The organism is Arthrobacter sp. PGP41 (assembly GCF_002953935.1).
Taxonomy (GTDB): domain Bacteria; phylum Actinomycetota; class Actinomycetes; order Actinomycetales; family Micrococcaceae; genus Arthrobacter.
Genome location: NZ_CP026514.1, coordinates 452,611 through 466,058, shown reverse-complemented (window position 1 = coordinate 466,058; position 13,448 = coordinate 452,611). Strand labels below are relative to the sequence as shown.

At 69.0% G+C, this 13,448-nt stretch carries 12 protein-coding genes; 1 reads left to right on the top strand and 11 read right to left on the bottom strand.

The features are described 5' to 3' along the window. Positions 1-71: 71 nt before the first annotated feature. Positions 72-1,454 carry an MFS transporter gene (locus C3B78_RS02185; RefSeq protein ID WP_104996616.1) on the bottom strand — a complete coding sequence of 461 codons (1,383 nt, stop codon included), beginning with the start codon at positions 1,452-1,454 and terminating at the stop codon, positions 72-74. 132 nt (positions 1,455-1,586) lie between these two features. Here C3B78_RS02185 and C3B78_RS02180 point away from each other — a divergent pair, with 132 nt between their 5' ends. Next, positions 1,587-2,504 (top strand): LysR family transcriptional regulator, encoded by a 918-nt coding sequence (locus C3B78_RS02180; RefSeq protein ID WP_104996615.1) that lies wholly within the window; start codon positions 1,587-1,589, stop codon positions 2,502-2,504. Between the two features lie 28 nt (positions 2,505-2,532). Here the strand turns inward: C3B78_RS02180 and C3B78_RS02175 are convergent, their stop codons facing one another. From C3B78_RS02175 to C3B78_RS02130, 10 genes are read right to left on the bottom strand one after another with little or no spacing between them, the layout of a single operon-like run. Further along, positions 2,533-3,468, bottom strand: a complete 936-nt coding sequence (locus C3B78_RS02175) for a spermidine synthase (protein ID WP_104996614.1) — start codon at positions 3,466-3,468, stop codon at positions 2,533-2,535. Positions 3,469-3,515: 47 nt separating this feature from the next. Further along, entirely contained in the window at positions 3,516-5,054 is a 1,539-nt protein-coding gene (rfaE2, locus tag C3B78_RS02170) for a D-glycero-beta-D-manno-heptose 1-phosphate adenylyltransferase (protein ID WP_104996613.1), read from the bottom strand. After that, positions 5,051-6,478 (bottom strand): aldehyde dehydrogenase family protein, encoded by a 1,428-nt coding sequence (locus C3B78_RS02165; protein ID WP_104996612.1) that lies wholly within the window; start codon positions 6,476-6,478, stop codon positions 5,051-5,053. Before C3B78_RS02165 ends, rfaE2 begins: the two co-directional genes overlap by 4 nt. Before the next feature lie 41 nt (positions 6,479-6,519). Beyond that, positions 6,520-7,236 carry an SDR family oxidoreductase gene (locus C3B78_RS02160; RefSeq protein ID WP_104996611.1) on the bottom strand — a complete coding sequence of 239 codons (717 nt, stop codon included), beginning with the start codon at positions 7,234-7,236 and terminating at the stop codon, positions 6,520-6,522. Between the two features lie 56 nt (positions 7,237-7,292). After that, the gene (locus tag C3B78_RS02155) at positions 7,293-8,813 is read right to left on the bottom strand and encodes a PfkB family carbohydrate kinase (RefSeq protein WP_104996610.1); all 1,521 of its coding nucleotides are present in this window, start codon (positions 8,811-8,813) and stop codon (positions 7,293-7,295) included. Beyond that, positions 8,810-9,520 (bottom strand): D-sedoheptulose-7-phosphate isomerase, encoded by a 711-nt coding sequence (locus tag C3B78_RS02150; protein ID WP_104996609.1) that lies wholly within the window; start codon positions 9,518-9,520, stop codon positions 8,810-8,812. Before C3B78_RS02150 ends, C3B78_RS02155 begins: the two co-directional genes overlap by 4 nt. Next, positions 9,517-10,770, bottom strand: coding sequence for a glycosyltransferase (locus C3B78_RS02145; protein ID WP_104996608.1), 1,254 nt, complete (start codon positions 10,768-10,770; stop codon positions 9,517-9,519). The genes C3B78_RS02150 and C3B78_RS02145 overlap by 4 nt, the downstream gene beginning before the upstream one ends. Beyond that, a complete protein-coding gene (locus C3B78_RS02140) occupies positions 10,767-11,801 on the bottom strand; it encodes a glycosyltransferase (protein WP_104996607.1) in 1,035 nt (344 codons plus the stop codon). Before C3B78_RS02140 ends, C3B78_RS02145 begins: the two co-directional genes overlap by 4 nt. After that, entirely contained in the window at positions 11,798-12,886 is a 1,089-nt protein-coding gene (locus C3B78_RS02135; RefSeq protein WP_104996606.1) for a glycosyltransferase family 9 protein, read from the bottom strand. The genes C3B78_RS02140 and C3B78_RS02135 overlap by 4 nt, the downstream gene beginning before the upstream one ends. Next, positions 12,886-13,422, bottom strand: a complete 537-nt coding sequence (locus tag C3B78_RS02130) for a D-glycero-alpha-D-manno-heptose-1,7-bisphosphate 7-phosphatase (RefSeq protein ID WP_104996605.1) — start codon at positions 13,420-13,422, stop codon at positions 12,886-12,888. Before C3B78_RS02130 ends, C3B78_RS02135 begins: the two co-directional genes overlap by 1 nt. Positions 13,423-13,448: the final 26 nt, after the last annotated feature.

The following is a 13,448-nucleotide window of genomic DNA, read 5'->3' as shown; positions in this document are numbered from 1 at the left end:
CCTTCCAGTTCAAAGATTGTCAACGAACCGGCCTGCTCCGGTATGACTGGAGCAGGCCGAACCCAAGCAGCTCAGCGTGTGGTGGCTGCTACCGCCAGGCCTTCGCGTTCGGCGTCGGCCCTGTCCACGTCCTCAAGGGCTATGCCCTTGGTTTCCTTGAGGCTCAACACGGCCGCGGTGGTAACGGCGCAGGCCACCACCAGGTAGAGGGCGGTGGGAACCCATGAGCCCGTGTCCTTGAGCCACTGGGTTGCCAGGAGCGGCGCCAGCGAGCCGGCGACGATCGAGGTGACCTGTGAGCCCAGCGACACCCCTGCATAGCGCATCCGGGTGGGAAAGAGCTCGGCCATGATGGCCGGCTGCCCGGCATACATGAACGCGTGCAGGCACAGGCCGATGGTCACGGCGAGGACAATGATGACCGCATTCTTCGTGTCGAACATGGGGAAGGCGAAGAAGGGCCAGGTGGCACCTGCGATGGCGCCGGTGAGGTAGACCGGCTTCCTGCCCCAGCTGTCCACAAGCCGCCCCACCTGAGGGATCACCAGGAAGTGGATGACGTGGGCAATCAGCAGGGCGAACAGGAGCGAGGAAGTGTCGTACTTGTGGACGCTCTTGAGGTAGACGATCGCGAAGCTGACCACCAGGTAGTACATGATGTTCTCCGCGAAGCGCAGCCCCATGGCCTGCAGGATGCCCTTCGGGTACTTGCGGACCACCTCAAAGACGCCGTAGCTGACGGCCTGCTCCTGCTCCACCAGTTCCTTGGCCTTCAGGAAGATGGGCGCCTCGGTGACGTGGGTGCGGATGTAGTAGCCGACGAAGACGATCACGGCTGAGAGCCAGAAGGCCACCCGCCAGCCCCAGCCCAGGAATGCCTCCTGGCTGAGGGTGGAGGACATGATGTACAGCACCAGGGTTGCCAGCAGGTTGCCCACCGGAACGGCAGACTGGGGCCAGCTGGACCAGAAACCCCGGGACTTGTTGGGGCTGTGCTCTGCGACGAGAAGCACGGCGCCACCCCATTCGCCGCCCAGCGCGAAGCCCTGGATGAAGCGGAGGAACACCAGCAGCGCCGGTGCGAGGTACCCGATCTCGGCGAAGCCCGGGAGGCAGCCCATCAGGAAGGTGGACACACCGATGATCACGATGGTGAGCTGCAGGGTGGGCTTGCGGCCCAGCTTGTCGCCGATCTGGCCAAAGACGATGCCGCCGAGCGGCCGTGCGACGAAGCCCACGGCGTACGTGATGAAGGCCTGGATGATGCCGTCCAGCTCGTTGCCGGTTGCAGGGAAGAAGTACTTGCCAAAGACAAGGGTTGCTGCGGTTGCGTAGAGGAAGAACTCGTACCATTCCACGACGGTGCCCACCATGGAGGCTGCGACGATCTTCTTGAGGCCGGCGCCCTTTGGGGCGGACTCGGCCGTTGATGCAGAGCGTTGTCCTACGCTCATATGGTTTCTCCTTAGTGTCCGCGTCGACACGCGCCGTGATCCACAGCACTCGATGGGCTCAGATGAGTATTGCCGCAGAAAGTCTGCGATTCAATGGCCAAACGGGCACCCTTTGTGTGCAGAATTGCAGATATGGAAATCAACCCGGACGACCTGCTGGTCCTGCTGGCCGTCTCACGGTCAGCAAAATTCACGACGGCGGCACAATCCTTGGGATTGAACCACACCACGGTGTCCCGCCGGATAGCCGCGTTGGAGAAGGCGCTGGGCGGAAGGGTGCTGGCACGGGCGGCGGGGGGATGGGAACTGACCGACCTGGGCACCCAGGCGGTACGGGTAGCCGAACAGGTGGAGGCGGCGGTGGGCTCGCTGGGACCTGCCGGCAAGGAACCTGACCCGATTACCGGCGTGGTACGCATGACCGCGACGGACGGGTTCAGCGCCTACATCGCGGCTCCTGCCGTGGCACGGCTGCGGCGGAACCACCCGGGGCTGTGCGTGGAGGTGGTCACCATGACCAGGCGGGCTCTGCAGCAGCGCTCGGGGCTGGACATTGAAGTGGTGGTGGGCGAACCGCAGGTGCACAGGGCCGAAGCGGTGCGGCTGGGCGACTACATGCTGGGGATGTACGCTTCGCGGGCGTACCTGGCCGAGCACGGAACCCCGGCCAGCGTGGCCGAGCTCAACGAGCACCCGCTGGTCTATTTCGTGGATTCGATGCTGCAGGTGGACGACCTGGACGCGCCGCGCCGGCTGGTGCCCGGGATGCGGGACGGCGTGACGTCCACCAACGTCTTTGTCCACGTGGAGGCGACCCGGGCCGGAGCGGGCATCGGCTTCCTGCCCTGCTTCATGGGCGACCTCCACGACGATCTGGTCCGCCTCCTGCCCACCGAAATCGCCGAACTGCTGCCCTACTGGATGGTGCTTCGGCCGGACTCGCTGCGCAGGCCTGCGGTGGCGGCAGTAGTCCAGGCGCTCCGGGAACAGGTGGCCGCGCACCGGGAGAAACTGCTAGGCCGGGGCAAACCCTCCTCCGTTGCTCCGTAGCTGCCGTTTTCAGGCGTGAAAACGGCAGCTACGGAGCAATGGACGGTGCAAGCGGGTCGTGGCGGGCCGGGGCTCCGGCCGCGAAGGCTCGGACCTGCGCATCGTCCCACAGGTGCGCCGGGACAGCACCGCCCAGAAGCCGCCGGGCCAGCTTCGGATCGTCGCCGAACGGTGTATCGCTGCCGGCCATCACCATGTTGCCGTAGCGCCGGCCCTTGAGCATGGCCGGGTCGGCGATGATGACGGTGTGCTCGAAGGAGGCCGCGATGGTGGCGGCATCCTCCCGGGCGTTTTTCAGGTCCGGCGCGTCACCGGAGTTCACCACATACAGCCCGCCGGGAGCCAGGACGCGCTTAATGTGCTGTGTGAATTCCGCAGTGGTCAGGGCGCGCGGGGTCACGGCCCCGGCAAAAACGTCCCGGATGATGAAGTCGCGGGTATCCGCCGTCAAGGTTTCGGTCACTTCCCGGGCCTCCCCCACGCGAAGGCGCAGCAGCGGCGCCTTGGGCAGGTCGAACCAGCCGCGCACGTACTCCGCCAGCTTGCCGTCCAGTTCCACCACCACCTGCCGGGCGTCCGGGTAGACGGCATGGAAGTAGCGGGCCAGCGAGCAGGCACCGCCGCCCAGGTGCAGGCCGCGCAGCTTTGGGGCTTCACGATTCTGCACGCCACCGGAGGAAGCGACCGACGGCGGCCAACGGGACTCGATGAGCGCAGCCATCCAGCGCATGTACTCAAAGTCCAGGAAGAGCGGGTCCGCCAGGTCGATGTGCGAACTCATGACGCCATTGATCTTCAGGAGCCAGCCGGTGGAGTTGTCCTGGTCTGCGATCAGCTCGCAGTCCCCGGTGTCGATGTAGTACACACCCTCCACCGGACCGTTCGGACGGGTCCCCTTCGGCATTTCCACCACGCCCGCCGCAGGACGGCTGCCGCGGCCCCCCGGCTTTCCGCGTTTCGCCATTGCCCGTGCCCCGCTTCAGTCTGCCCAACCAGTTCGAATATCCCACCCTAGTTGGTCTGCACCGCCCCTTCACCTTCGCGGATCCGGTTCACCACGGCAGTGGTAGAGCGCTCTGCCACGTAATCCAGGATGGCCACGCGGCCGCCGTACTCCTCCACGGCCGGGGTTTCGGCCAGCATCTCCGGGGTGTAGTCCCCTCCCTTGGCGTACACCTCGGGCCGCAGCTGCCGGATCAGCGGGGCCGCGGTAGGGGTATCGAAGACGGTCACGTAGTCCACGCAGCTCAAGGCCGCCACCACGGCGGCCCGGTCCGCCACCGCGTTGATGGGCCGTCCCGTGCCCTTGAGCCGCCGCACGGAGCCGTCACTGTTGAGCGCCACCACCAGGATGTCGCCCAGCTGCTTGGCCTGGTTGAGGTACCGGGTGTGGCCGCTGTGCAGTACGTCGAAGCAGCCGTTGGTCAGCACGATCCGCTGGCCCTCGGCCCGGTGCAGTTCCAGCTGCCGTTCCAGTTCATCGGCACCCAGGGCGGTGTCCGCGAACGCCTTCAGGTAGCGGCTGAGCTGTGCCGTGCTGCAGACCGACGTGCCGGGCTGGTGCACCACCACGTCCGCAGCCGACTGGGCCAGGTCCAGGCTCGCCGTCAACGGCAGGCCTGCTGAACGGGCCAGGGTCAGGGCCGCCACAAAAGTGTCGCCGGCTCCCGAGGCCTGCTTCTCAGCCGCCGGACGGGCCCACGTCCGGTGCGTGACGCCGTCGGGCCTTAAGAGGACGGTGCCGTCGCGGTCCAGCGTGACCACCACGGCCCTTGCGCCCGTGGCCTGCAGCAGCGCATCCGCCTGCCTGCCCACCTCGGCCACCCTGTCCTGCCCCTCGGGCAGCCGCGCCTGCAGCATGCGCGCCGTTTCCATCGCGTTGGGCGTCACCAGGTCCGGACGTAGCGGCGCCCAGGGGCGCGGATCGTGCGAATCAACCACCAGCAGGGGGCGCCCTTCGGCATCGCCGCGCCCCCTGCCCGCCAGCGCCTCGTCCAGTCCACGGCGGACAGGGCTGGCCAGGACGCCGGTGCCGTAATCGCAGACCAACACCGAGTCCTGGTGTTCGACGGCGGCCCGCACCGAAGCGGCCAGCTCCGCCAGCGCCTCGGCGGGCACGGATTTGGCCGCGTCGTCGATCCGCAGCATCACCTGTCCGCCGCTGCTGATGCGGATCTTGGTGGTGGTGACCATGTCCGGGTGGTCCAGCAGGTAGGTGACGTCGATCCCCGCCGCCACCAGCTGGTTCCGGAGGTCCACGCCGGCGTCGTCCGTTCCAATGATGCCGGCAACGGACACCCGTGCTCCCAGCGCGGCCAGGTTCATTGCAGTGTTGGCGGCCCCGCCTGGCACTGACTGGCGGGACTGGAGGTCCACCACCGGTGCGGGTGCCTCACGGCAGAGCCGCTCGATGCTGCCGCTCCACCAGCCGTCCAGCATCACGTCACCGATCACCAGGATGGCCGGATTTTCCGCCGCCAGCCGCCCGGGCAGCCACTCGGCGAGTGCCCGCTGCTGCGAAAGGTCCCCGGCTTCCCGCAACGTGTTCACGACCGGTCCTGACGGGGGTCCGCGGCCGGCGGCGCCGCGATGTGCACCACTTTCACCCGGCTGAACTCATCCAGCAGTTCCGGGCCGTAGCCGAAACCGGCGCCGCTGATGCCCCGGGGCTGGGCCGCGCCGCCGGGGGCACCGCCGAACACCTCGTTGATCTTCACCGTGCCCACGGGAAGTGCGGCCACCGCCTGCTGGATGTGGGCGATATTGCCGGACAGGACCGTGGCGGCGAGTCCATACCTGCCGCTGCACGCGAGCCGGAGACCGTCGTCGAACGTTTCCACTACCTGCACCGGGGCAACCGGCCCGAACGTTTCTTCCCTCATGACCTCCATCGCGTCGGTGCATCCGGTCAGCACCGTGGCTGGGTAGAAAGAGCCCGGACCGTCGGGAAGGACGCCGCCCTCCACGGCATGGGCTCCCTGCTGCAGCGCGTCGGCCACGTGGGCGTGGACCGTGTCCCGCATCCGCCCGTCCACCAGCGGGGCCACCGTGCCGTTGCCGTTGCGGAGTGCTGCTTCCGCTTCCAGGGCGGCGCAGAACTGCCTGGCGATGGCCTCGTGGACGTAGATCCGTTCAACCGCCACGCAGATCTGGCCGCTGTTGCTGAAGGCGCCGATTGCCGCCTGCTCTGCCGCCCAGACGGGATCGACGTCGCGGTCAACCAGCAGGGGATCGTTCCCCCCGCTTTCCCGGATGACATGCGCGCCGGTCAGCGCGCCGGCCGTGGCAATGCGGGCACCGGCAGCGCTGGAGCCCACGTGCGCGATGACGTCCACTTCAGCCTGTGCCAGTAGCGCGCCAACGCCGGCTCCACCGGAAATTGTCTGGAAGACACCCGGCGGGAATGCCGGTGCCAGGACCTCCCCGAGGGCTTCGCCGAGCCGCGGGCAGCGTTCGCTGGGTTTGTGGATCACCGTGTTGCCGGTGACCAGCGCGGCGCCGATCAGTCCGCACGCCACCGCCACGGGATCATTCCACGGTGTAAGGAGCGCTGCCACTCCCCGCGGCTCCGCCACCGTGTAATCCGAGGCCAGCGCGTTGCCACGGAGGCTGAGGCCGCGGTGGACCGGGCCGAGTTCTGCATACTGCTCCAGGGTGGAAACTCCGGCAGCAATCCCCGCCAGCGACTCATCCACCGGCCGGCCCGTTTCGCTGGCATTCAATCCAGCCAGTTCCCGGGCGGCAGCGTCGAGCGCCCGGGCGGCTGCCTTGAGCGCGGCCCCCCGCAGGGCCGGGGCAGTGGACGCCCAGTCCGGCGAAGCGCCGCGGGCTGCCTCCACCGTCCGGGCAACGGCGTCCGGTTTGGCCTCGGGCACGGTCCAGAGGACCTCACCGGTGCGCGGGTTGTGGATGGTGATTCCGGCGAGCCCGGCCTGTTGTTGGTCCGTTGTTGTTTCGATGGCAGTGGTAGGCATGGTGTTCCTCCCGTTGTTTCCGGTCTGGTGGTCTGGTGCCTTTAGGGCCAGGAGCCTTCTTCCTCGTGGCAGATCAGCATTTCGCGGACCTCGCAGCCGGCGGGCTGGTTCAGCGCGAACAGAATGGCCTGCGCCGTGTTGGCCGGGTCGTTGAGGCGGGAATCGTCCTGGGGCTTGTACTGCTCGGTGCGGTCATCGAAGAAGCGCGTCTTCATGCCGCCGGGGATCATGGTGGTCACGCCAATCTCTCCACCGGTCTCGGCGGCGAGCGCGTGGCTGAAGCCCACCACGCCGAACTTCGAGGCGCAGTAGGCCGTTGCGTCGGCCACCGCGCGCTTGCCCAGGGTGGAGGCAACGGTCACCACCCGGCCGTGCGTGGCCTTGAGGTAGGGCAGGGCAGCCCGGACGACGGACACCGTGCCCATCAGGTTTACGCCGATCACTTTTTCCCACTCAGTGGCGTCGACGTCGGCGAGCTTGCCGCAGCGGTCGATGCCCGCTGCGGTGACGACGGCTTCCAGACCGCCCAGTGATTCGGCGGCGTCCTTCACGGCGGCCTCCACGGCGGCGCGGTCCGAGACGTCCACTTCGAAGGCCTTCACGCCGGAGACGCTGCTGATGTCCCGGTCCAGCACCACGGGCGTGCCGCCCGCCTTGAGGACGGCGTCGACGACGGCGGCCCCCAGTCCGGAGGCACCTCCCGTTACGAGCACGCGGCCGGGGGTGTTCGGGGCGGGCACGTTCATTTCTGCAGTCATGGTGTTCCTTTCACTGGGAAATACAAAACTTTGGGGGCGGGTGGGCGGCCAGCTGGTCAGCTCACCTTGGCGAGGGCGTCGGCCAGTCCGGTGGTGGAACGGGCCGGGTGGTAGGGGACGGTAAGGCAACGCCCGCCCCATTTCTCCACGAGGCCGGCCTCCGGGAGGCGGGCGCCCTCGTAGTCGCCGCCCTTGACCCAGACGTCGGGGCGAAGGCGTTCCAGGGCCGCTTCCGGGGTGTCTTCATCGAAGATCAGCACGGCGTCCACGCATTCCATGGCCAGCAGCAGCTCTGCCCTGTCCTGCTGGCCGATGATGGGCCGCTCCGGGCCCTTGAGCCGGCGTACAGAATCATCAGAGTTGAGGCAGACGATCAGGCAGTCCCCCAGCTCGCGCGCCGCCGCAAGGGACCTGACATGGCCTGCATGCAGGAGGTCGAAGCAGCCGCCGGTAGCCACTACCTTGCCCCCGTTGTCCCGCACCACCCGGGCCAGCAGGAGCGGTTCGCTGATACGCCGCTTGCCGCCCACGGGGATCGGGGGCCTCAACGGAGCCGCAGTCGAGGCGTCGAAAGCGGCTTCGGCGTCGGAGGCGGCTCCCGCGTCGCGGCCGGAATCGGGGTCCGGCAGGGCGGACACTCCCCCGCTCGCCAGGAAGTCGGCGGCATCATGGACTGCGAGCCTGGCGGCCTCCCCGAGGTCCCTGCCCGCCAGGAGGTGCACGGCCAGGCTGGCCGCGAGCCGGTCGCCCGCACCGCAGGGATCGCCCCCTTCCACCCGGGGCGCCGGAACTGCCTCAGGAGAACTCCCGCCCTCCCGCAGCAGCACCGCGCCGTGTTCGCCCTTGGTCACCAGGACGGCGCGGCTTTGCCAGTGCTCCAGCAGGATCCTGCCGGCCTGGACAGCCGGGTCCTCCGGCTGGTGCTCTGGCGAATGCGCTTCCGACCCGTGGAGGTCCCGGCGGGGGCCGCCGGGCACCGGGGCCTGCCGGCGTTCCCCGGCCAACGCCTGGGCCGCTTTGCCGGCCTCGGCGAGGTTGGGGGTCACCACGGCGACGCCCGGCACGGGATCCGGGCCGGCGGGATGCGGGTCCCAGATAATGGGGATGGTGCCGGCCAGCCGGGCGAGGAGTTCCCGTAGCTGGGGGTTCGCCGCCAGGCCCCTGCCGTAGTCGGCCACGATAATCACGCCGGCCTTCTCGACGGCGCGGAGCATGGCCGGGCTGGCGTCCGGGACGGGGGCCTTCCCGCAGCCCTGGTCGAAACGGACCACGGGATGCGATCCCGCCCGGACCCGGGTCTTGACCGGCGAGGAGCATCCGCTGGGACCGGAAACCAGCCGCATTCCGGTGAGGTGGGATTCCAGCTGCCGGCCGGCGTCGTCATCGCCCAGGACCGTTACCAGCGTCACGGGCCAGCCGTCCTGGGCGAGCATCCGCGCCACCAGGCCGGCGCCGCCGGCACGCCGCTTCATGCCGGAAACGTCCACCACGGGAACAGGCGCATCAGGGCTGAGGCGGGTGGCGTCGCCGGACAGGTCCACGTCCAGCATGACGTCGCCCACCACGACGATCCTCATGGCCGGCCTCCCCGCAGTGACAGGCCCGCATCGGCACCGCTGCGCCGGCCCACTTCCAGGTCGAAGGCGCGGCACATCGCGTGCAGGGCGATGAGGTGCCCTTCCTGGGCGTTGGCGTTGAGGGCGTCAACCATCACGGCTTCATCGCAGGCATCCGCCAAGGGATTGGGGCCGACGCCGGTCAGCGCCCAGGTGGCGATGTTCAGCCGGGCGGCAACCTCCGCCGCGCGCAGCAGGTTGGCGCTCTTGCCGCTGGTGGACAGCAGCATGAGCACGTCGCCGGACCGGCCGTGCGCACGCACCTGCCGCGCGAAGACGTCATCGAAGCCGTAGTCGTTGGCGATCGCCGTTACTGCCGAGGATTCGGCATGCAGCGAGATCGCGGAAAACGGGACGCGTTCGCCGTCGAACCTGCCCACCAGCTCGGCAGTCAGGTGCTGTGCCTCAGCCGCTGAACCGCCGTTCCCGGCTGCGAGCAGCCGCTGCCCGCGCAGCAGGCGCTGGGCCAGCTCCACGCCCCAGGCGGCAAGGCGGCTGGACTGGCTCCGCAGCGAATCCAGCGCCGGCATCACGTTGTCCAGGTGCGTCAAGACGATGTCCGAGCTGACCGGGTCCGCAAAGCCGGATCCGGGCAGGGCTGCGGGCAGGGGCGGCGGGGCGGCTAACATCCGCAGGTCGGTTTCACGAAGGGACCATTCTGCCGTCACAGTGCCGCTCCTTCCATCTGGGCAACGCCGGCGGGAGCCCCCGCCACTGCCAGCTGATAGGCCTTTTCGGTCTCGGCGGCCACCCGGTCCCATGAGTACCTGGTGCGGGCCCGGAGCTTGCCCGCATTTCCGAGCTCCGCCCGCAGCGTGGGGTTATCCAGCAGCATGGCAAGGGCGGACGCGATGGCCTCGGGATCCCGCGGCGGCACGTGCAGCCCGGTCCCGTGGTCCACCACGGTGTCACGGAGGCCGCCCACGGCCGCGGCCACCACCGGGACGCCGCAGGCCATGGCCTCCAGCGGAACGATGCCGAAGGGCTCATACCACGGGGCGCACACCACGGCATCGGCACTGCGGAATATCCCCGGCATGGCCCCCCGCGGCACCTGGCCCTGCAGCCTCACCTGCTCCGAGACCCCCAGTTCGGAGGCAAGGTCCATCAGGCGGCGCACTTCGGGGTCGGCATGGAGCGCCCCGGAATCCCCGCCGCCGCCCACTATCAGGAGCTCGACGTCGTCGAACCCTGCCTCGCGCAGGTACGGCAGCGCCTTGATCACCAAATCCACGCCCTTGCGCGGCACCAGGCGCCCCACCGACAGGATGCGGTGCCGGCGTGCCCGGGCATCCGCGGGTCCCTCAGCAGAGAAAAAGCCCAGGTCCACACCGCAGGGGGCAATGGAGATCTTGGCGGTGCTGATGCCCATGGCCTTGAGCTCAAACACCTCGTCCGAGCAGGTGGCAATGATCCGGTCCGCGGACCGCCCCACACCTGGTTCAAGCCAGCGGCGTTCCTGCGGGCTGGTGTCCTCTGCGCCCTGGTGCCGCCGCTTGACGGTGCCGAGGGCATGGAAGGTCTGGATGACGGGAACGCGGCACCCGTCATCCGGGCGCCTTGCTGCGTCCAGTGCGGCCAGGCCGGACATCCAGAAGTGGCCGTGCACCACATCCGGCGGCCGCTGGCTCCAGTCCCTGGCCACGCCGTCGGCCAGCTCGCCCATGAAGGGCAGCAGTTCGTCCTTGGGGACGTGTCGCGGGGGTCCCGCATCCACATGGACCACCTCAAGGCGGCGGCCCACCCGGACCCTGGCGGGAAGCTCCGTTGCATCCCTGCGCGTGTAGACGGTGACGTGGTGGCCCCGCCTGGCGAGGGCTTCGGACAGTGCCGCGACGTGCACGTTCTGTCCGCCGGCGTCCACTCCGCCCAGCGCCGCCAAGGGACTGGCGTGCTCGGAAATCATCGAGATTCTCATGGGGCCTTCCTCTCCCGCGCCGGAACAAGGATCCGCTCGTCCAGGCGTTCATTGTGGCGGTGGATGGACTGGGTGCCGAGGTCCGCCAGGACCTCATCCCAGCGGTCGTGGAACTTGCCCAGGCCGTAGCGTTCCAGTGCCGCCTCGCGGGCGGCGACGCCCCGCCGTCGTGCTTCCTCCGGATTGGCCACCAGCCGCTGCGCGCAGCGGAGCAGTTCGTCGATGTCGGCGGAGACGGCGCCGGCCTCCGGCGGCACGGCGCGGGGCGCTTCGGTAGTGGCCAGGGCAACCACCGGCATGCCCAGGTGCATGGCCTCCAGGAGGGACAATCCCAGGGAGGTCCAGCGCATCGGGTGGATGTACACCCGGCACCTGGCCAGTTCACGGTGCAGTTCCCGGGTCTTCAGGTCGCCCCGCGGGGTCAGCCGGGACTCTGCGATCCCGGTGGCGGCGGCCAGTCCGGCAGTCTTCATGCCAAAGACCTGCAGCGGCGCCACCGACGCGAAAGCGGGCAACAGGTCCGTTCCGGTAACGCGTCCGCGCCGGATGGGTTCATTCACCACCACCCCCAGTTCGGGCAGTTCCCCCGTGTAGAGCTGTCCGGGGTCCGGGATTCCGTGCTCGATCACCGTTGCAACCGCAGAGCCGTTGTCCCAGGCCAGCCTGTTGAAGTGCGTCACGTGGACCAGCGGGATGCTGCGCTGGTCCGCAAGGGGGTGGCGGGTATTGGGGAAATCGCCTTTGGGGGTGTTGTGCTCCACATACACGGCAGGCAGGTCCGCGCCCGGCCGCCGGCCCAGCAGCCGGGCAACTTCATCGATTTCATCCGGGCGTTGAAGGACGACGGCGTCAACCTCCTCCGCGTCCAGCGCCGCGAGGTCCACCTCCCGCACAGATGCCGGCCAGTCCCTGCCGGCACGGCCAAGCCCCCAGGGCCCACCCCCCGGCAGGACAGGAAGGAGGTACTCATGACGGCCGCGCACAAAGGCGTCCGTCCAGGAACCGTGGACATGCCAGAGCAGGATCTTCATCTGTTACGGGCCTTTCTACGGGTACTGACGTGGGTACTGAAAGAGCTCACTCCGCCCATCAGGCGCTCCACAGCCGCCACCACGTCCTCGGGGGAAACGGAGTCCAGGCAGGGGTGGCCCGGGACCGGGCAGAGGCGGGCGCGGGTCATCCTGCAGGCTGCGTTCTGGTCCCCGAGGAGCTCCAACGGAACCCCGTACGGCGCCCAGCGGATGGCCGGCACCACCGGCGAAAAAAGGCAGGCAACGGGCGTGCCCACGGCGGCCGCGAGGTGCGCCGGACCGGTGTTGCCGGTGACCACCGCCTCCGCCCCCGCCATGACGCCCGCCAGCGTGTGCAGGTCCGTCCGGCCGCCGAGGTCCAGCGCCGAGGGCCCTGCCACCGTTGCGGTCAGCGACGTTTCCCCGGGACCGCCCGTCACCACCACGCGGTGCCCTGCGCCTTGGAGGAGTTCGACGGCGGCCGCGTGATGCAGCGGCGGCCAGGCCCTCGCGGGAACCGCTGCGCCGGGGTGGACCACCACATAAGGCTCCCCGCCCACCAGGTCCCGGACATCCGGCACGGACGCAAGGCGGAGCTTGCCGTCGTCGCTGGCCGGGAGCCTGAACCCGGCGGCCTCGGCGATGCCCAGGGCGCGTTCCGCCTCGGGCTGGTCCTCGGGGAAGTCCTCCCCCGGTTTGAGCCGGACGTCCAGGAGGGATCCCGCGTAGTCGGTGGAAGCCCCGGTGATGCGCTCAACGCCCGCCAGCCGCAGCAAAAGCGCCAGCGGCAGGGGCGACTGATGGAAGGAGGTGAGGATGACGGCTTCGGTAATCCTGGAGTTCCGGACATAGTCGATCAGCCTGTCGGCGTGCGGTCCGGTCATCTTTGGTGCCGGATTCATGATCCACGGGCTGTCCCAGCTGTAGACCTCCGCGGCTCCCGGCAGCACGCCGGCCGCCGCTTCCCCCTGCCTGCCGCACAGCAAGACGACGTGGTTGGGCCTGCTGCCGTCCGGGATCCTGCCGTTGGCCACGGCCCTGACTGCAGGACCAGCCAGCAGGACATCACCCATGCTGTCCAGGCGGGCCACCAGGACGCGCCCCATTACCGCCCCTCCTGCAGCAGGAGCACGGCGCCCGCCAGGTCCTGCGCCACCAGGCGGGCTTCAGCCACTTCCCCGGCAAGGGTCACGGGCGTAGGGACCAGCACTCCCGTGGCGCCGGCTGCCTCCGCGGCGCGGACGTCCGCGCCGATGTCACCGATCAGCGCTGCCTCAGCTTCGCGGATGCCGAGCTTCCGGCATGCGCTGTGGACCATGCCCGGCGCCGGCTTCCGGCAAGGGCAGCCATCCTGCTCGGCGTGGGGACAGACCTCCCACACGTCAAAGGGGCCCAGCAGTTCATCCACCCGTGCATTGACACTGGCAACATCGGCGGCAGTGATCATGCCCCGGGCAATGCCTGACTGGTTGCTGACCACGCCGGTGGCAATGCCCTCGGACCGCAGGGCGTCCAGCACGGCTTTGGCGCCAGGCACTGGCCGGACAAGGTCGGGGTTCCCGTTGTAGGGGACATCGACCACCAGGGTCCCGTCCCGGTCGAAAAGGACAGCCCTGAGCCTGGATGTTTCGGTGCTTCCCATGTCCTCCCTGTTCCCCGCTGCCGCTG